At 74.2% G+C, this 16,737-nt stretch carries 18 protein-coding genes; 12 read left to right on the top strand and 6 right to left on the bottom strand.

The window, feature by feature from the left end; genetic code table 11:
• Window positions 1-30: 30 nt before the first annotated feature.
• Complete coding sequence (locus F0L17_RS21040; protein ID WP_155072276.1) at window positions 31-894, top strand: (2Fe-2S)-binding protein; 864 nt, start codon at window positions 31-33, stop codon at window positions 892-894.
• 281 nt (window positions 895-1,175) lie between these two features.
• The gene (locus tag F0L17_RS21035; RefSeq protein WP_155072275.1) at window positions 1,176-2,216 is read left to right on the top strand and encodes a DUF2637 domain-containing protein; all 1,041 of its coding nucleotides are present in this window, start codon (window positions 1,176-1,178) and stop codon (window positions 2,214-2,216) included.
• A gap of 60 nt (window positions 2,217-2,276) precedes the next feature.
• Here the strand turns inward: F0L17_RS21035 and F0L17_RS21030 are convergent, their stop codons facing one another.
• The gene (locus F0L17_RS21030) at window positions 2,277-3,479 is read right to left on the bottom strand and encodes a protein phosphatase 2C domain-containing protein (protein ID WP_155072274.1); all 1,203 of its coding nucleotides are present in this window, start codon (window positions 3,477-3,479) and stop codon (window positions 2,277-2,279) included.
• 336 nt (window positions 3,480-3,815) lie between these two features.
• Here F0L17_RS21030 and F0L17_RS21025 point away from each other — a divergent pair, with 336 nt between their 5' ends.
• On the top strand, window positions 3,816-4,541 hold the full coding sequence (locus F0L17_RS21025) for an RNA-guided endonuclease InsQ/TnpB family protein (protein ID WP_420802440.1): 726 nt from the start codon (window positions 3,816-3,818) through the stop codon (window positions 4,539-4,541).
• A 75-nt stretch (window positions 4,542-4,616) separates the two neighbouring features.
• On the opposite strand, the gene F0L17_RS21020 is transcribed toward F0L17_RS21025, so the two are convergent.
• Both F0L17_RS21020 and F0L17_RS21015 read right to left on the bottom strand, forming a co-directional pair.
• Window positions 4,617-5,105, bottom strand: coding sequence for a methylated-DNA--[protein]-cysteine S-methyltransferase (locus F0L17_RS21020; RefSeq protein WP_155072273.1), 489 nt, complete (start codon window positions 5,103-5,105; stop codon window positions 4,617-4,619).
• Window positions 5,102-6,655 (bottom strand): AlkA N-terminal domain-containing protein, encoded by a 1,554-nt coding sequence (locus F0L17_RS21015; protein ID WP_155072272.1) that lies wholly within the window; start codon window positions 6,653-6,655, stop codon window positions 5,102-5,104. Before F0L17_RS21015 ends, F0L17_RS21020 begins: the two co-directional genes overlap by 4 nt.
• Before the next feature lie 139 nt (window positions 6,656-6,794).
• On the opposite strand from F0L17_RS21015, the gene F0L17_RS21010 reads away from it, so the two are divergent.
• From F0L17_RS21010 to F0L17_RS21000, 3 genes are read left to right on the top strand one after another with little or no spacing between them, the layout of a single operon-like run.
• The gene (locus F0L17_RS21010; RefSeq protein ID WP_155072271.1) at window positions 6,795-7,385 is read left to right on the top strand and encodes a winged helix-turn-helix domain-containing protein; all 591 of its coding nucleotides are present in this window, start codon (window positions 6,795-6,797) and stop codon (window positions 7,383-7,385) included.
• A 58-nt stretch (window positions 7,386-7,443) separates the two neighbouring features.
• The gene (locus tag F0L17_RS21005) at window positions 7,444-7,680 is read left to right on the top strand and encodes a hypothetical protein (protein ID WP_162466513.1); all 237 of its coding nucleotides are present in this window, start codon (window positions 7,444-7,446) and stop codon (window positions 7,678-7,680) included.
• The gene (locus F0L17_RS21000; RefSeq protein WP_155072270.1) at window positions 7,677-9,083 is read left to right on the top strand and encodes an MFS transporter; all 1,407 of its coding nucleotides are present in this window, start codon (window positions 7,677-7,679) and stop codon (window positions 9,081-9,083) included. The genes F0L17_RS21005 and F0L17_RS21000 overlap by 4 nt, the downstream gene beginning before the upstream one ends.
• Here F0L17_RS21000 and F0L17_RS20995 read toward each other — a convergent pair.
• Both F0L17_RS20995 and rsgA read right to left on the bottom strand, forming a co-directional pair.
• Window positions 8,998-9,591 (bottom strand): RNA-binding protein, encoded by a 594-nt coding sequence (locus F0L17_RS20995; RefSeq protein ID WP_420802439.1) that lies wholly within the window; start codon window positions 9,589-9,591, stop codon window positions 8,998-9,000. The two genes, F0L17_RS21000 and F0L17_RS20995, sit on opposite strands and share 86 nt — an antisense overlap.
• 123 nt (window positions 9,592-9,714) lie before the next feature.
• The gene (rsgA, locus tag F0L17_RS20990) at window positions 9,715-10,821 is read right to left on the bottom strand and encodes a ribosome small subunit-dependent GTPase A (protein ID WP_155072269.1); all 1,107 of its coding nucleotides are present in this window, start codon (window positions 10,819-10,821) and stop codon (window positions 9,715-9,717) included.
• Between the two features lie 531 nt (window positions 10,822-11,352).
• Between rsgA and F0L17_RS20985 the strand changes: the two genes are divergently transcribed.
• Window positions 11,353-11,814 (top strand): SPW repeat protein, encoded by a 462-nt coding sequence (locus F0L17_RS20985; protein ID WP_155072268.1) that lies wholly within the window; start codon window positions 11,353-11,355, stop codon window positions 11,812-11,814.
• A gap of 54 nt (window positions 11,815-11,868) precedes the next feature.
• Here the strand turns inward: F0L17_RS20985 and F0L17_RS20980 are convergent, their stop codons facing one another.
• A complete protein-coding gene (locus tag F0L17_RS20980) occupies window positions 11,869-12,999 on the bottom strand; it encodes a YihY/virulence factor BrkB family protein (RefSeq protein ID WP_338018159.1) in 1,131 nt (376 codons plus the stop codon).
• Between the two features lie 133 nt (window positions 13,000-13,132).
• On the opposite strand from F0L17_RS20980, the gene F0L17_RS20975 reads away from it, so the two are divergent.
• From F0L17_RS20975 to F0L17_RS20960, 5 genes are all read left to right on the top strand, one after another.
• On the top strand, window positions 13,133-13,771 hold the full coding sequence (locus F0L17_RS20975; RefSeq protein ID WP_155072266.1) for a GNAT family N-acetyltransferase: 639 nt from the start codon (window positions 13,133-13,135) through the stop codon (window positions 13,769-13,771).
• 108 nt (window positions 13,772-13,879) lie between these two features.
• Window positions 13,880-13,963 (top strand): putative leader peptide, encoded by an 84-nt coding sequence (locus F0L17_RS28355; protein WP_309471194.1) that lies wholly within the window; start codon window positions 13,880-13,882, stop codon window positions 13,961-13,963.
• Between the two features lie 157 nt (window positions 13,964-14,120).
• Window positions 14,121-15,818, top strand: a complete 1,698-nt coding sequence (locus F0L17_RS20970) for a nitrite/sulfite reductase (protein ID WP_155072265.1) — start codon at window positions 14,121-14,123, stop codon at window positions 15,816-15,818.
• Window positions 15,815-16,006 carry a hypothetical protein gene (locus F0L17_RS20965; RefSeq protein ID WP_155072264.1) on the top strand — a complete coding sequence of 64 codons (192 nt, stop codon included), beginning with the start codon at window positions 15,815-15,817 and terminating at the stop codon, window positions 16,004-16,006. The genes F0L17_RS20970 and F0L17_RS20965 overlap by 4 nt, the downstream gene beginning before the upstream one ends.
• A complete protein-coding gene (locus F0L17_RS20960) occupies window positions 16,003-16,725 on the top strand; it encodes a phosphoadenylyl-sulfate reductase (RefSeq protein WP_155072263.1) in 723 nt (240 codons plus the stop codon). Before F0L17_RS20965 ends, F0L17_RS20960 begins: the two co-directional genes overlap by 4 nt.
• Window positions 16,726-16,737 lie beyond the last annotated feature (12 nt).

Raw genomic sequence — 16,737 nt, 5'->3', positions numbered from 1 at the left:
AGCCGTCGATTCGGTGGTACCCGCATGGCCATGAGCACTCTCGCCCCAGCGCCCACGGCGTCCACGGCGTCCACCGGATCGCCCTTCTCGGCCGCGTACGGCCGGTTGGCCGAGGTCTTCCCGGCCCTGCGGGTCCTGGAGGTCGCGCCGGGCGACGCGCTGCCGCACGGCGGCGGCTGGGTGCGGGCGGAGGAGCTGGCCGGGGGCGGCGCGCCGTTGGACGCCTTCCTCGCCTGGGACGACGAGCAGACGCTGCGCGACCACGGCGAGCGGGCCCGCCCCGACGTGATCGCCAGCTTCGGCCTGCACCGCTACGCCTGGTCGGCCTGCCTGCTGATGACGCTGCCCTGGTTCCTGCACCGCCGGGTGCCGCGCGTCCCGGCCGGCGCGGTCGCCTTCGACCGCGCCTCGGGCCGACTGGCGGTGCGGGTCGAGGAGTTCTCCTGCCTGCCGAACGACGCGTCCGCCACGCGGCCCGGCGCCCGCGTCGTCTCCGACGAGGAGGAACTGCGGGCGGCCGTGCGGGAAGCCGTCGCCGAGCACATCGGCCCGGTCCTGGAGGGCTTCCGGCCGCGCATGCGCCGCGGACCGCGCGCCCTGTGGGGCATGGTGACGGACGAGATCACCGAGGGCCTGTGGTACATCGGCCACCTGCTGGGCGAGGAACGGCGCGCGATGGCCGAGGCCGAGCTGCTGCTGCCGGGTTCCGTCGCCCCCTACCCGGCGGGAGCGGGCTTCCGCGAGCTGTCCGGGCCGAACGGCGAGACGTACTCCACCCGCGACCGGGCGAGCTGCTGCCTGTTCTACACGCTGCGTCCGCAGGACACCTGCATCACCTGCCCCCGGACGTGCGACGCCGACCGGATCGAGCGCCTGACCGGAACGAGCGCCTGACCGGAACGAGCGCCTGAGCGGGGCCACCGTCACCCGACCGACCCGGAACGACGACCCGGAACGATCGGGAACCATTCGGTATCGATCGCTTGACCGGCCGTCGACCACAAGTCCGAGTCGCTACACTCCTGTTCGCACGTTCTGGCCACCATCGGCGGTTCTTTGGGCGCAAAGCGCCTGCCTCCCCATCCTTTTTCCGCCAGGATGCTGCGCGTCAACGAAGCCAACGCGAGCACGGCGGAGCCGTTTTCGGCACACCGCCAGGCAAGGGACACCCCCGGATGAGACTGACGGAGATATCTGTGAACTGGGTACTGGCGGGTTCCGTACTGCTCGTCGGTGCCTTGACCGCGGTCGTGTTGATGGGCCGCGGACGCGGCCGCCACCGCACCGAGGAGGAGCAGGGCTCGGACTCCTGGGAGCGCATGGAGGAGCGGCGGCGCCGCAAGGAGACGATCTACGCGATCGCCTCCTACGTCCTGCTGTTCTGCTGCGCGGGGGTCGCCGCCGCGCTCTCCTTCCACGGTCTGGTCGGCTTCGGCCGGGAGAACCTGGGCCTCTCGGACGGTTGGGAGTTCCTCGTTCCCTTCGGTCTGGACGGCGCGGCCATGTTCTCCGCCGTCATCGCCGTCCGCGAGGCCAGCCACGGCGACGCCTCCCTCGGCTCCCGTCTGCTGGTGTGGCTGTTCGCGGGCGCCGCGGCGTGGTTCAACTGGGTGCACGCCCCGCGCGGCGACGAGCACGCCGGTGCCCCGCAGTTCTTCGCCGGCATGTCGATCGCGGCGGCCATCCTCTTCGACCGCGCGTTGAAGCAGACCCGCCGGGCCGCCCTGCGCGAACAGGGCCTGGTACCGCGTCCGTTGCCGCAGATCCGGGTCGTACGGTGGCTGCGCGCGCCGCGCGAGACCTACGCGGCCTGGTCGCTGATGCTGCTGGAGGGCGTGCGGACGCTGGACGAGGCGGTCGACGAGGTCCGTGAGGACCGGCGCCGCAAGGAGCAGGAGCGGGACCGGCGCCGTGAGCAGAAGAAACTGGAGCGGGCCCGTCTGAAGGCGATCAGCCGGATGGGGCGCCGGGGCGGCGAGGCCCCCGTGGAGTTGGAGGTCAGCGCGGGCACCCCGCAGCCGACCGCCCGGCCGCGTGCCGCGCTCCGTCCCGCCGACGACGCCGCCGGGACCGGCGGCGGACTGGGCGCCGAGGGGCTGCGCAAGGTGGAGCCGCCCCGTCCCGCCGATCAGCTCGGCTCGGACGAGAGCCTGACCAGCCCTCGGCTGGACTCCCTGGAGGCGAAGCTCGCCGCGATAGAGAAGCAGTTCGGCTGAGTCGACCGGCTCGGGCGGCGCCCGGCCGGACGGCACGTCCCCCTCGTACGGCCGCCGCGGTCAGTGTTCCCAGACCGCGGCGGCCGTACGGTCCTTCCCGTGCCCTTCGGCGTCCAGCCGAGCGTCGGTCAGGAAGCCCGCCGGGTCCGGGGGTTCGGCCCCCGACCAGCGTCCGGCCAGTCGCTCGGCGAAGCCGGCCGCGTCGAGCATCGGCTCCGCCAGGCCCGCGCCGCACAGCAGCAACGTATCGCCGGGGCGCCCCAGCGAGGTCCGGAAACGGAACGGGCCGGGGGCCGGGCTCGGATCCGTCTCCTCCCGCTCCCCCTTCCCCTCCGCCGCGTCGGCCACCACACGCGGCGGGCGGCTCCCGCGACCGCCGGGCTCGATGTCCTGCCAGACGCCGTCCCTCAACCGGAACAGACCGCCCGCCCCGGTCCCGAAGAACACCCGGACGCGGCACCGGGGGTCCACGGGCAGCAGCAGACACCGCACGCCGACCGTGCGCTCCTCGCCCTCCGAGTCGGCCGCCTCCGCTCCGGTTCCGGTCCCGGAACCGTCGGCGCCGGCGCCTGGCCTGCCGTGGGCACGGCCGGTCAGCCGGTGCAGCCCGGACTTCAGGGCGTCGCGCCGGGCCCCGCGGATGTCCTCCGACAGCCGGGCGTGGTTGCGGCCCACGAAGGCCCCGACGCGGTGGCAGACCTCCCGCGCGGCCCGGTGCGCCCCGGTGCCCGTTCCGGACCCGGTGGCGAGGGCGACCAGGATCAGGGCCCGGTCGCCCTCCCCGAAGCGGGCGGTGAGGAGTGCCTCGCGGCGCGGCTCGCCCCGGTGCCGGGACACGTCGCCGCGCGTGGCGACGGCCCACAGGGTGAAGGGCCCGTACCGCGCGCCGTCGAGTTCGGTGTCGGACGGCAGCCGGGACAGTCCGTCGGGGTCGGCGGCGGGCAGCGCGAAGGGCTCGACGCCGGAGGAGGCGACGGGGGCGGGGGCCGCCGGCCGCTCCGGGGAGGTTCGGGGAGCGGGCGGGAGCGCGGGAGCGGACACGGGGTCGGGGTCGGGGTCGCCGCCGGTGGCGGATCCCGGGGCCTCCGCGGGCTTCTCGCCCGCCACGGTCGGTGCGGGGTTCCGGCCGACCGCGCGGGCCGCCGAGTCGTACCGCTCGTCGATGCTGTCCCGCGCCGGCGCGCGACCGGTGTCCGGGGTGTCACCGTCGTAGAGCCGGCTCCACCAGTCGGATTCGCCCGCACGTTCGCCCTGTTGACCCATGTCCACATTGTCCATGTCCCGGGCGGTAGGGCCACCCCGCCCGACACCCGCGCCCGCGTCCGGAGTCGGCGCGACGGGCGCGCCGGGCGGTGGCGGTCGGCGCCGCCCTCGGGAGCGGTGGTGACGGGGCGTCCGGTACCGTCCCGGTCCCGTTCCGCGCCGGCCGCGGTGGGGCGCCCCTCAGCATGATCCGGCGAGGAACCCCGGGCGTTCACGCCCGGGAGGAATCGCTTCTCTCAATAGGGGTGACCCGCACCGGAGCACGGGTCTGCACTCCGGAAGCGTCCCGACTGTTGACATCGGTCGGGACGCTTCCGGTTCTCGATGTACTCCTTGATGGTGGCGGATGCGCTCAAGGTGCTCCGGCAGTACCGCGAAGGCGAGTCCGACCTGATCGAGCGTGACGGCGTCTTCCACCTGATCGTCACGTGCGAGGTTCCCGAGGCCGAGCAGTACGAGCCCGAAGCCTTCATCGGTGTGGACCTGGGCATCGTCGACATCGCCACCACGTCCACCGGCTACCGGGCCGCCGGGCGCAGCCCGAACCGCTACCGCAAGCGTCAGCTTGCCCCGCGGGCCAAGCTCCGGAAAAAGCGCACCAAGAGCGCGAAGCGCCGGCTCAAGGAGCGCTCCCGCCGCGAACAGCGGCACGTCGAGAACACCAACCACGTCATGTCCAAGACGATCGTGACCGAGGCCGAACGCACCGGGCCCGGCCTGTCCCTCGAAGAACTCAAGGGCATCCGCGACCGGGTACGGCTCCGCAAGCCCCAACGGGTCGCACTCCACTCCTGGGCCTTCGCCCGGCTCGGAGACTTCATCGTCTACAAGGCCAGGCGGGCGGGTGTGCCCCTGGTCTTCGTCGATCCCGCGTACTCCTCCCATGAGTGCGCCCAGTGCGGCTACATCGACCGCCTCGACCGGATCTCCCAAGCCAAGTTCGCGTGCCGGAAGTGCGGGGTCGTTGCCCACGCCGACCGGAACGCTTCCCGCGTTCTCGCCCGCAGGGGCGAGAACGCGTGGACTGCGGGGCGTGAGTCACGCGTCCCTGCCACCCCATAACGGGGTGTCCGGACGGGGGAGCCCACCCGGCAGCCAGTTGGGCGCTACCTCCAAGCCCGGCCGTTCACGGCCGAGTCAGGTTGACAGCACTCCCTCGTGGGTGAGCAGCCACCGCTTGCGCTCCAGGCCGCCCGCGTACCCGGTGAGCGTCCCGTCCGCGCCGACGACGCGGTGACAGGGGCGCACCACCGTCAGCGGGTTGGCGCCCACCGCTCCCCCGACGGCCCGTACCGCCCTCGGCCCCAGCCCGGCCATGGCGGTCAGCTCCCCGTAGGTGACGGTGGCTCCGTGGGGGACGCGGTCCAGGGCCGACCAGACCCGCTCGCGGAACTCCGACCCCCGGGTGGCCAGGGGCACCTCGAACTCCTTCAGCTCCCCGGCGAAGTAGGCGTCGAACTGCCGCACCACCTCGGCGAAGGCGGTCTCGTCGCGCCGCCAGTCGGGCAGTACGCGGGCCCCGCCCTTCTGTCCGGGCACGGTGACCGAGGCCAGGACGCCCGGTTCGGGGCCGGCGAGCAGCAGTTCGCCCAACGGGCTCGGGTGGGTGGTGTAGAGGGTGCTCATGACGTCTCCGGTGTCGTGTGCCTCGAAAGGGTGCGGGGGGCGCGGGGGGCGCGGGGGGCGCGGGGGGCGCGGGACGGGCGGGGGTTCCGCGCGGCCGCGTCCCACAGGTGGTGCAGGGCGTAGGAGCGCCAGGGTCGCCAGTCCTCGGCGTGCTCCGCGTCGGCTCCGATCCGCTCCAGCCCGTGCCGTACGCCCGCGTCGCCGGGCGGAAGGACGTCGGGGTCGCCCAGCGCGCGCATCCGGATGTAGGCGGCCGTCCAGGGGCCGATGCCGCGCAGCGCGAGCAGGGTCCGCTCGGCCTCGTCCCGGTCGGCACCGGGGTCGAGGACGACGGTGCCGTCGGCGAGGGCGACGGCGAGCGTGCGGAGCGCTCGGCGGCGGGCGTCGGGCATCCGCAGCTCGGTCAGGGGCGCCTCGGCGAGGGTGGCGGGGTCGGGGAAGAGGTGGGTGAGGGTGCCGTCGGGGGCGGGCAGCGGCTTGCCGTACGCCGCCGTGAGCGCTTCCGCCAGGGCGCGGGCCGCGCCGACGGTGACCTGTTGGCCGAGCACGGCGCGCACCGCCTGCTCGTGCGGGTCGGCCGCGCCCGGCGAGCGCAGTCCCGGGCGTTCCCGGACCAGCGCCCCGAGGTGCGGATCGTCGCCCAGCCGGTCGGTGACGGCGTAGGGGTCGGCGTCCAGGTCGAACAGCCGCCGCACCCGCTGGACGGCGGTGGTCAGGTCCCGCAGGTCGGTCAGGTGCAGTCGGCACGGCAGCCAGCCGCCGCCCGTCCCGCCGCCCTTGCCGCCCGCCTCCCGGACCTCCACGACGCCGTGCCCGTAGGGCAGGGCGAGGGTGCGCCGGTAGACGCGGTCGCCCGGCTCCCCGGTGACCTCCTCGACGCCGGAGACGGCCCGCGGCCCGAGGAAGTCGAAGACCCCGGCGGCGTCGTACGGCCCCCGGTGGGAGAGCCGCAGGACCACTCCCCCGCCCTCGGCGGCCACCGCGTCGGGCCGGGTACGGGCGCCGGCCCGCAGCCCCCGGGGGGTGTGGGCGTAGATCTCGCGGATCGTGTCGTTGAACTGGCGCACGCTGGCGAACCCGGCGGCGAAGGCGATCTCGGTGACCGGCAGCGCCGTCGTCTGCAGCAGCACCCGGGCGGTGTGCGCCCGCTGCGCGCGGGCCAACGCCACGGGCCCCGCGCCGAGTTCGGCGGTGAGCTGGCGGCGGACCTGGCGGACGCTGTAGCCCAGCCGTCGGGCGAGCCCCTCGACGCCCTCGCGGTCCACGACGCCGTCGGCGATCATCCGCATGGCGCGGCCGACGAGGTCGGCCCGCGCGTTCCACTCCGCCGAGCCGGGCACGGCGTCCGGTCGGCAGCGGCGACAGGCGCGCAGCCCGGCCCGCTGGGCCGCGGCGGCCGAGGGGAAGAAGCGCACGTTGTGGCGCTTGGGGGTGACGGCCGGACAGCTGGGACGGCAGTAGATCCCGGTGGTGAGCACACCGGTGAAGAACACGCCGTCGAACCGCTCGTCCCGGCCGCGGACCGCCTCGTACCTGGTGTCGTCGTCCATCACACGCTCCAGTGTGCGCCGCTCGCCGGGCCGCCACTGGCGGGAATCGGCCACGGCGGTCGGCGGTCGGGAGGGAAGGCGGAGAAGTGGTTGCAACGAAACCCTTGCAAAGCTTTCTTTGCATCCATACGGTCGTCGTATGGCCGACTCCGCACGCCCGGAACACTCGATCCGCACCCTCGACCCGCGCTCCCTGCGCGCCCTGGCCCACCCGCTGCGCATCCGCATCCTCGGCGCGCTGCGCGAGTACGGCCCCTCGACGGCCTCCCGGCTGGCCGAGCGGCTCCACGAGTCCAGCGGGGCGACGAGCTACCACCTGCGGCAGTTGGCCGCGTACGACTTCGTCGAGGAGGAGCCCGGACGCGGCACCGCGCGGGAGCGCTGGTGGCGCGCCGCGCAACAGGGGACGCAGTTGGGCGACGTCGAGGAGTACGTCCACCACCCCGACCCGGAGGTGCGAGGCGCTCTGATGCTGTTGATGCACGAGGTGGCCACCACCCACGCCCGCGAGTTGAACACCTGGCTGGGCACGGTGCACGAATGGCCGGAGGAGTGGCGGCAGGCCTCGGACCTCAGCGACTTCACCCTGCGGCTGACCCCCGAACTCGCCGGTGAGTTGAACCAACGGCTCCACGAACTGATCGAGAGCTACCGGAAACGGGCCGTCGAGGGCGAGGAGGGCACCCGCTTCCGCGTCCACCTGCACGCCTTCCCCCGCACCGAGGACTGACCGCCCGGCCCCGACCCCGGCGGACCCGCCGACCGTCCCGACCCCCCAGGAGGACCCCGTGCACCCCGGCCACCCCGACGTCCACCTCGTCCTCCTGCGGGCGCGGTCCGCCGAGTTACGGCGTCAGGCCCGCCTCCACCACCTGGCCCACACCGTCCGTCCCCCGCGTCCGGCGCACCACCCACCGGGGGCGGGGGCGCGTCGGACGGCCGCCGTACGCCGCCGGATCGGCTGGACCCTGATCGAGGTCGGCCTGCGCCTGGTCCACTCCGGGCGCGGCGTGGCGGCGCCATGAACGCCGTGAACGCCGTGAGCGCCGTGAGCGCCGTGGGCACCGACCGCCGGCCGCTGGCGCTGCTCCTGACCGCCCACGCCGTCTCCGTCGCCGGCAACGCGCTGACGCTCGTCGCCGTCCCCTGGTTCGTCCTCCAGACCACCGGCAGCGCCGCCCGCGCCGGGCTGGTCGCCTTCTGCGCCACGGTGCCGGTGGTGGTCGCGGCCGTCGTCGGCGGACCGGTCATCGACCGGCTCGGGCGGCTGCGCACCAGCGTCGTCTCGGACACGGTCTGCGCCGTCGCCGTCGGTGCCGTGCCGCTGCTGCACCACACCGGGACGTTGCGCTTCTGGCACCTGTGCGCGCTGATGGCCGTCAGCGGCCTGTTCCACGCCCCGGGCGAGACCGCGCGCGGTGTGCTCCTGCCCGACCTGGCCCGGTGTGCCGGAACGACGGTGACCCGGGCCGCGAGCCTCCACGACGGGGTGTCGCGCGGCGCCCGGATGGTGGGCGCCGCGGCCGGTGGGACGCTCGCCGCGCTGCTGGGCGCCGGGACGGTGCTGCTGGTGGACGCCGTCACCTTCGCCGGCTCCGCGCTGCTGGTCGCCGGCGGGCTGCGCGGCCTGTCCGCCGCCGCCCCCCGCCGCCCGGACCCGTCCGCGACACCCCGTTCCCGGCGGACCTACCTCGCCGAGCTGCGCGAAGGGTACGCGTACGTGTTGCGCACCCGCCTGATCCTGGCCGTCGTCCTGATGGTGATGGTCACCAACGGCCTGGGGCAGGCGTGGCTCTCGGTCCTGCTCCCGGTGCACGCCGAGAGCGCGCTGGACGGCGCGCGGTCCGTGGGCCTGCTGGTGTCGCTGTCGGGTGGCGGAGCGCTGGTGGGAGCGCTGGTGTACGGGGCGTTCGGACACCGCCTGCCGCGCCGACCCGTGTTCGCCGTCTGCTTCCTGCTCACCGGGTCGCCGCAGTACGTCACGGCCGCCCTCACCGACGGGCTCGCCGCCCTGGCGGTGGTGACGGTCCTCTCCGGGGTGGCGGCGGGCGCGCTCAACCCGATCCTGTCCACGGTGCTGTTCGAGACGATCCCCGAGTCCCTGCGCAGCCGTGCGATGAGCGTGACGACGGCCGGGGTGCTGATGGCGATGCCGCTGGGCGGGCTGGCCGCCGGGCTCGCGGTGGAGGGCGTCGGACTCGTTCCCACCCTGCTCACCGTGGGCTGCCTCTACTTCGTGACCACGCTGGGTCCGCTGGTCTTCCCGGTCTGGCGCGCGATGGACCGCCCCGCGGGAGTCGACGACCCGGACGGGACGGGCGGCGGGGGCGGCGGGGGCGGCGTCAGCGCTCCACGAGCCGCTGGAGCAGCCCCCACCCGAATTCCGCGATCACCTCGTGCCGCCTCCCCTCCCGGTCCGGGGCGGTGAAGGCGAGCCGCCACCGGGTGGGGGCGGAGCCCTCCATCGGACGGGCCGGCGCGAACGCCCGGGCGACCTCGTCCACCGTGCACGACCACGGCAGCAGGTCCTCGACGGTGCGCAGCTCGGGCCCGGCCTCACCCGGGGCGCGCACCAGCCACTCGTTCCACACCGCGCCGCCCGGCGCGGTCAGCACCTCCAGGCGCAGAGCGGGCCAGAGCGGCACCGGCCAGCGCAGCGCCCGACAGTCCAGGTCGCCCACCCGACGCTCCTCCACGGCCTCGGGCTCGCCGAGCACGGACCGGTAGCGCGCGACCGCGCCACGGGCGCGGGACGAGCGGCCCGTCGCGCTCCGGGCCTGCCAACGGCGGTTGGCCTCGCGCATCTCGGCCCGGTCCGCGCCCAGCTCGCGCAGCGCGTCGAGCACCTTGTCGGGCTGGAAATCGGCCATCCGGCGCAGCAGGACGAGTTGGAGCTGTCGGGGACCGAAGGGCGCGGCGGGGCTGTCGGGCGTCACGGGCCCCACCGTAGCCCCACCGTGGCCTCGCCGCGGTCCCACCGTGCCCCGCCCACGGCCCGTCCGCGGCCGCGCCGAGTGCCCGGCCGTCCCGTCCGGTCCGGGGGGACGGCCGGGCGGCGGTCACCGGCGCGGGCCGCGCTTGCGCTCCATCATGTGACGGCCGAGCGCCTGCTTCTGTTTCCAGTCCCGCCGTAGCTCCGCCCGCAGCCGGGCGTCGGCGCGGGCCGCGAGGTACCGGTTCTCGCGCAGCAGCTTGCGGTAGCTCTCCAACCGACGTTCGGGCAGGGTGCCGTCGTCGACGGCGGCGAGGACGGCGCACCCCGGCTCGACGGAGTGCGCGCAGTCGTGGAAGCGGCAGTCGCGCGCCAGTTCCTCGACGTCCGCGAACGTCCGGCCGAGCCCCTCCTCGGCGTCCCACAGTCCGACGCCGCGCAGGCCGGGGGTGTCGATGAGGACCCCGCCGCCGGGCAGGGCGAACAGCTCGCGGGTGGTCGTGGTGTGCCGCCCCTTGCCGTCGCGCGCGCGGGTCTCCGCCACGGTCAGGACCTCCTGTCCGACCAGCGCGTTGACGAGGGTGGACTTGCCGGCGCCGGACTGGCCGAGCACCACCGCGGTGCCGCCGGCGAGCACGGCCGCGAGCACGTCCAGCCCCTCCCCGGTGACGGCGCTGACGGCCAGCACCGTCACGCCCGGCGCGACGGCCTCGGCATCGGCGACGGCGTGGGCGGCGTCCGGGGCCAGGTCGGTCTTGGTGAGGACGACCAGCGGCCGGGCGCCGCTCTCCCAGGCCAGGGCGAGGAAACGCTCCAGCCGCCCGAGGTCGGGCGGGACGGCCAGGGAGACGGCGACGACGGCGTGGTCGACGTTGGCGGCCAGCACCTGTGCCTCGGAGCGCTTGGAGGAGGTGGAGCGGACGAAGGCGGTGCGGCGGGGCAGCAGGGCGCGCACCTCGGGCAGCGGCCCGGGGCCGGGGCCGAGGGCGGCCCAGTCGCCGGTGCAGACGGCCTGCGCCGGATCGGGGCCGGCCACGGGCGCGGTGTCGGCCCGCACGGGCCCGTCGGCGGTGACGGCGTCACAACGGCCGCGGTCCACGCGGACGACGCGGGCCGGGGTCAGGCCCCGCCGTTCGTGGGGGGTGAAGGCTTCGGCGGTGCGCTCGTCCCAGCCGTAGGGGGCGAGCGGGTGTGCGGACGTGCCGGGCACGCCGGAGACGTCGAGGTGACTCAACGCGGATGACCTCTCGGGGAGGGCGGCTCCGGAACGCGCGGGACGGGGCCGGCCGGGCGCGCGGTGGCGCCGACCGGGCGTCGGGCTCTCAGCCGGAGACCGCCGGGGTGGTGGGAACGGGTGTGTGCTCGCGGGACGTGCCCGCGGCGATCGCGGCGACGGTCATCGTGCCCACCTCCTCTGCTCCGGTTCGCTCTTCCGGTTCCTCGGCCGCGCGGACGCGCGGCGGGAGGGCGGGGCCCTCCTCGCCCGGCAGACCCTAGACGGGGGCCAGGGCGCGCGCCACCCGTTTTCCCTCGCGTCCCCCGGAGCTCGGGGCGCGGAAGGGTCCGGAGGTCCCGGGAGGGGCCGAGGGGCGCGGGGGCCGCGAGAGGCACGAGAGGCGCAAGGGGCGCGAGGGGTGTGAGGGGCCAGAGGGTCAGGGGACGTCGGGAAAACAGCGGCCGCGATGGAGGAGACCGAGGGAGACAGAATGCGACATAAGGGTGAAAATTGACTTGTATCGGGAAGCTCTCCGAGGAGGTGGCTCAGATGGCCACACCCACGTCGCGCATCGAGGAACACCCCGACCTGAGGGAGATGCGCGCACGCTACGCGCAGGCGGCGGCGACGCCGACGGCACAGGGGCTGGAGGCGCTGACCATGCTGGCCGGCGTCTTCCTGCTGCTGTCGCCATGGATCGTGGGGTTCACCCGGTTCAACGCGCTGACCGTCAACAACTTCGTCACCGGCATCACCCTCGCCGTGATCGGCCTGGGACTCGCCATGGCGTTCGAGCGGACCCACGGCCTGAGCATGGCCGTGTGCGCGATCGGCGCCTGGACGGTCCTCTCGCCGTGGTTGGTGACGGGCAACGTGGACACCACCCGGACGATCCTCACCAATGTGATCACCGGAGGAATCGTCTTCCTCCTCGGCCTGGCCCTCCTGGCTCTCGGCAGGAAGGGCGGCAAGGGGAGCCGGGCCCGTCGGGAGAGCGGCGCGAGCGGCTGACCCGAACGGCCGGTACCGGCGGGCGCCCGGCGGGGCGCCCGCCGGGCGGCGCCGTCACCCCCGACGCCGGGAGCGCAGCCGGGAGCGCACGTCGGCCGGAGGCAGGAACTTCGTCCAGCGCTCGGGGAACTCCGCGGGCGGCTCCTCCGCCTCCCCGTCCTCGCCGCCCCCCGCCTCCTGTTTCGCGCGGCGCGCCGCCGCGGCGGCGATGACCTCGGCGGCGGCCTGCTCACGGGCCCGCTCGCTGGCGCGGCGGGCGGCGGCGGTGGTGACCGAGGGCCACACATGGTCGATGGCGGCGTTGACGGCCGCGCCGACCAGCACGGCGAAGGCGAAGACACCGATCCACAGCAGCACGGCCACCGGCGCGGCCAGCGACCCGTACAGCGACGGGCCCTCGACGGTGCGGACGAGGTAGATCCGGAGCAGGACGCTGCCCAGGATCCACATCAACAGCGCGACCAGCGAGCCGGGCACGTCCTCCACCCAGGGCGAGCGGACGGGCACCGAGACGTGGTAGAGCGTGGTGAGGAAGACGACGGAGAGCACCACCACCACGGGCCAGTAGAAGATCGCGACCAGCGGCTCCACCTGGGGCATCCACCCCACCACCGCGTCCGGCCCGACGATCATCAGGGGCAGGGCGACGGCTCCCAGCGGCAGGGCCACCAGGTAGAGGCCGAAGGCCAGCAGCCGGGTGGCGACGATGCCGCGGTGCCCGTCGAGCCCGTACATCACGGTGATGGTGTCGATGAAGACGGTCACCGCGCGCGAGCCGGACCACAGGGCCAACGCGAAGCCGAAGGAGATGACATCGGGCCGTCCGCCCTCGATCACGTCGTCGACCAGCGGCTCGGCGAGCTGGCTGACGCCCCGGTCGGAGAGGACGGCCGCGGAGGCGTCCAGGAGGTTGGCGCGGACACCGGCGATGGTGTCGATGCCGATCCAGGCGTCGAGGTAGCCGAGCAGGCCGATGAGCCCCAGCAACAGCGGCGGCAGAGACAGCAGGGTGAAGAACGCGGCCTCCGCCGCGAGCCCGAGGACGCGGTACTCCATGCAGGAGTTGACGGTGTCCTTCAGCAGCAGCCAGGCGAGTCGCCGTTTGGGGACGTCGCGGTACAGGACGCGGGCCCTGCGCAGGGTGCGGGTGGAGGAGCGCTTCGAGGATGACGGGGCCGGTTGCACGATCCCAACGTATCCGGCCGACGGGGTGCGACTCGCACCGTGGCCTGCCGACTTCCCCCCGAGGACCGGCCGCGTCCCACCGGGCCCGGGGCCCCGGCCCGGTTGCCGGAACCGGCGTGTTTCACTTCCCGGCATGAGCGGAACCGTCACCGTCACCACCTGGTCGCTTGAGCAGACCTCGCCCCACGACCTCTCCCCCGCCCGGATCCCGGACCCCGAGTCCGACGTCCGGATCGTCCGGGCGGAGATCCCCAGCCCCGAGTTCAGCCGCTTCCTCTACACCGCCGTCGGCGGGGACGTCCTGTGGACGGACCGGCTGGAGTGGACGTACGCGCGGTGGCGGACGTTCCTGGACCGCCCCGACGTGGAGACGTGGGTGGCGTACGAGCGCGGCACCCCGGCCGGCTACATCGAACTGGAGGGCCGGCCGGAGGGCGTGGTGGAGATCGTCCACTTCGGCCTGATCCCCGCCTTCCGCGGCCGGGGGATCGGCGGCCACCTGCTGTCGTACGGAACCGCCCGCGCCTGGGACCTGGCGGAGCGCCGGCCGGAGCGGGAGCCCACCCGGCGGGTGTGGCTGCACACGTGCAGCAAGGACGGCCCCCACGCGTTGGCCAACTACGAGCGGCGCGGCTTCCGGCTCTTCCGCACCGAGGTCACCGTGGAGCCCGCCGTGCCGACACCCGGACCGTGGCCGGGGGCCGGCCCCACGGCGAATCCCGCGGTGGCCTCCACGGTGGCTCCCGCGGGGGTCCGCACCGTGGCCCGGTGACGTGAAATCGATGTGACCGGCACCACACTGTCTCGCACAGCGGGACATTGCTGTCCGGATCGTGGATAGCGGTGGACTGTCGCGAGATTCGCGTGCCACGCTTCTGCCATGTCCAGAGCTGGAATCGCCTTGGTGAGTCGACGACACGTCGACCTCGGCCGCATGTCCAGCGCCATCTGTCCGGCGGGCTGACAGTCCCAGCACCGCCGCACCTCCGCCGCCCTCGTCGTCGCGGGCCGGCGCCCCCTCCGTCTCGCGTCCGTCCTCGGGGCCGCGCACCTCGGCGCGCCCGGACGGACCCGGGCCGCATCCAGCGCAGCCGAGTCCAGTGAAGGACGTCAACACCGCCATGGCCGACACCACCAAGCCTGCCAGCGCCGCCCCGACCCGCCGCAAGGCCGGCCGCCACCGCGGCGAGGGACAGTGGGCCGCCGGGCACTTCACCCCGCTCAACGGCAACGAGCAGTTCAAGAAGGACGACGACGGTCTCAATGTGCGGACACGCATTGAGACGATCTACTCCCGCACCGGTTTCGACTCCATCGACCCCAACGACCTGCGCGGCCGGATGCGCTGGTGGGGCCTGTACACCCAGCGCCGCCCCGGTATCGACGGCGGCCGGACGGCCGTCCTGGAGCCGGAGGAGCTGGAGGACGAGTACTTCATGATGCGCGTCCGCATCGACGGCGGACGGCTGACCACCGAACAGCTGCGCGTCATCGGCGAGATCTCCCAGGAGTTCGCCCGGGGTACCGCCGACGTCACCGACCGGCAGAACGTCCAGTTCCACTGGATCCGGATCGAGGACGTCCCGGAGATCTGGCGCCGTCTGGAGGCCGTCGGCCTGTCCACGACCGAGGCGTGCGGCGACACCCCGCGCGCCTTCCTCGGCTCACCGGTCGCCGGGATCGCCGCCGACGAGATCATCGACGGCACCGCCGCGCTGGAGGAGACCAAGCGCCGCGTCGTCGGCAACCCGGCCTACTCGAACCTGCCGCGCAAGTTCAAGACGGCGATCTCCGGCTCCCCGCTGCTGGACGTGGCCCACGAGATCAACGACGTGTCCTTCGTGGGCGTCCGCCACCCCGAGCTGGGCCCCGGCTTCGACGTGTGGGTGGGCGGCGGCCTGTCCACCAACCCCAAGTTCGGCGTCCGGCTGGGCGCCTGGGTGCCCGAGGAGGACGTGCCCGACGTCCACGAGGGCATCGTGTCGATCTTCCGCGACCACGGCTACCGCCGGCTGCGCAACCGCGCCCGGCTGAAGTTCCTCGTCGCCGACTGGGGCCCGGAGAAGTTCCGGCGGGTGCTGGAGGACGAGTACCTGAAGCGGAAGCTGGCCGACGGTCCCGCGCCCGAGTTCCCCTCCCAGCGCTGGCGCGACCACGTCGGCGTCCACGCCCAGAAGGACGGCCGCTTCTACGTCGGCTTCGCCCCGCGCGTGGGCCGCGTCGACGGCGCCACCCTGACCAAGATCGCGGACCTGGCGGAGGCCCACGGCTCGGGCCGGGTGCGGACCACCCCCGAGCAGAAGATGATCATCCTCGACGTGACCGAGGACCGGGTGGCCTCCCTGACGGCGGGCCTGGAGGCACTGGACCTGACCACGGAGCCGTCCGTCTTCCGGCGCGGCACCATGGCCTGCACCGGCATCGAGTTCTGCAAGCTGGCCATCGTCGAGACCAAGGGCCGCGCCTCCTCGCTCATCGACGAACTGGAACGCCGCCTGCCGGACTTCGACGAGCCGGTCACCATCAACGTCAACGGCTGCCCCAACTCCTGCGCCCGCATCCAGACCGCCGACATCGGCCTCAAGGGGCAGCTCGTCACCGACGCGGACGGCAACCAGGTGGAGGGCTACCAGGTGCACCTGGGGGGCTCGCTCGGTCTGGACCCGGCCTTCGGCCGGAAGGTCCGCGGCCTGAAGGTCACCGCCGCCGAGCTGCCCGACTACATCGAACGCGTCCTGACCCGCTACCGCGCCGAGCGGCAGGACGGCGAACGGTTCGCCCAGTGGGCGGCACGCGCCGACGAGGGGGCCCTCAAGTGAGCGAGCGGGCCGTGCCGTTCCACTGCCCGTACTGCGGCGACGAGGACCTGCGGCCGTCCGAGGCGGGCGGTCACGGCGCCTGGGAGTGCGCCGCCTGCAACCGCGCCTTCAAGCTTTCGTTCCTCGGACTGCTGGCCGCCGGTCTGCGGCGGCCCGGCACCGGTGATGAGGGGGACCCCACACGATGAACACCACCCGGACCCGGCACACCTCGCGGCCGGGCGCCGACGCGCTGCGCCGGCTGGCCGAGGACGCGGGCCGCGACCTGGAGGACGCCCCGGCGCTGGAGATCCTGCGGTGGGCCGCCGACACCTTCGGCCCGCGCTTCTGCGTGACGTCCTCCATGGAGGACGCCGTGGTCGCGCACCTCGCCTCGCGCGTGCTGCCCGGGGTCGACGTGGTCTTCCTGGACACCGGCTACCACTTCCCGGAGACCATCGGCACCCGCGACGCCGTCGCCGCCGTGATGGACGTCAACGTCGTCACGCTCACGCCCCGTCAGACCGTCGCCGAGCAGGACGCCGAGTACGGTCCGCGCCTCCACGACCGCGACCCCGACCTGTGCTGCGCCCTGCGCAAGGTCGGACCGCTCCGGGCGGGCCTGGAGAAGTACGACGCCTGGGCCACCGGTCTGCGCCGCGACGAGTCCCCGACCCGGGCGAACACCCCGGTCGTCGGCTGGGACGAGAAGCGGGGCAAGGTCAAGGTCTCGCCCATCGCCCGCTGGACGCAGGACGATGTCGACCGGTACGTCGACGAGCACGGCGTGCTCACCAACCCGCTGCTGATGGACGGCTACCCCTCCATCGGCTGCGCGCCCTGCACCCGGCGGGTGTCGGAGGGCGAGGACGCCCGGGCCGGACGCTGGTCCGGGCGCGCCAAGACCGAGTGCGGACTGCACGGCTGACGGAGAACCCCA

It is taken from the genome of Streptomyces taklimakanensis (assembly GCF_009709575.1).
GTDB lineage: Bacteria > Actinomycetota > Actinomycetes > Streptomycetales > Streptomycetaceae > Streptomyces > Streptomyces taklimakanensis.
The sequence above is the reverse complement of the archived record's forward strand: the minus strand, read 5'-3'. Positions and strand labels throughout refer to the sequence as shown.

Coding starts and splice junctions, on each gene's coding strand:
- F0L17_RS21025 (WP_420802440.1), top strand. CDS start 3,816: ATGGTGGCGGATGCGCTCAAGGTGCTCCGGCAGTACCGCGAAGGCGAG.
- F0L17_RS20975 (WP_155072266.1), top strand. CDS start 13,133: ATGAGCGGAACCGTCACCGTCACCACCTGGTCGCTTGAGCAGACCTCG.
- F0L17_RS21010 (WP_155072271.1), top strand. CDS start 6,795: ATGGCCGACTCCGCACGCCCGGAACACTCGATCCGCACCCTCGACCCG.
- F0L17_RS21030 (WP_155072274.1), bottom strand. CDS start 3,479: ATGGGTCAACAGGGCGAACGTGCGGGCGAATCCGACTGGTGGAGCCGG.
- F0L17_RS21000 (WP_155072270.1), top strand. CDS start 7,677: ATGAACGCCGTGAACGCCGTGAGCGCCGTGAGCGCCGTGGGCACCGAC.
- F0L17_RS20985 (WP_155072268.1), top strand. CDS start 11,353: ATGGCCACACCCACGTCGCGCATCGAGGAACACCCCGACCTGAGGGAG.
- F0L17_RS21015 (WP_155072272.1), bottom strand. CDS start 6,655: ATGGACGACGACACCAGGTACGAGGCGGTCCGCGGCCGGGACGAGCGG.
- F0L17_RS20960 (WP_155072263.1), top strand. CDS start 16,003: ATGAACACCACCCGGACCCGGCACACCTCGCGGCCGGGCGCCGACGCG.
- F0L17_RS21035 (WP_155072275.1), top strand. CDS start 1,176: ATGAGACTGACGGAGATATCTGTGAACTGGGTACTGGCGGGTTCCGTA.
- F0L17_RS28355 (WP_309471194.1), top strand. CDS start 13,880: ATGTCCAGAGCTGGAATCGCCTTGGTGAGTCGACGACACGTCGACCTC.
- F0L17_RS21040 (WP_155072276.1), top strand. CDS start 31: ATGAGCACTCTCGCCCCAGCGCCCACGGCGTCCACGGCGTCCACCGGA.
- F0L17_RS20970 (WP_155072265.1), top strand. CDS start 14,121: ATGGCCGACACCACCAAGCCTGCCAGCGCCGCCCCGACCCGCCGCAAG.
- F0L17_RS21020 (WP_155072273.1), bottom strand. CDS start 5,105: ATGAGCACCCTCTACACCACCCACCCGAGCCCGTTGGGCGAACTGCTG.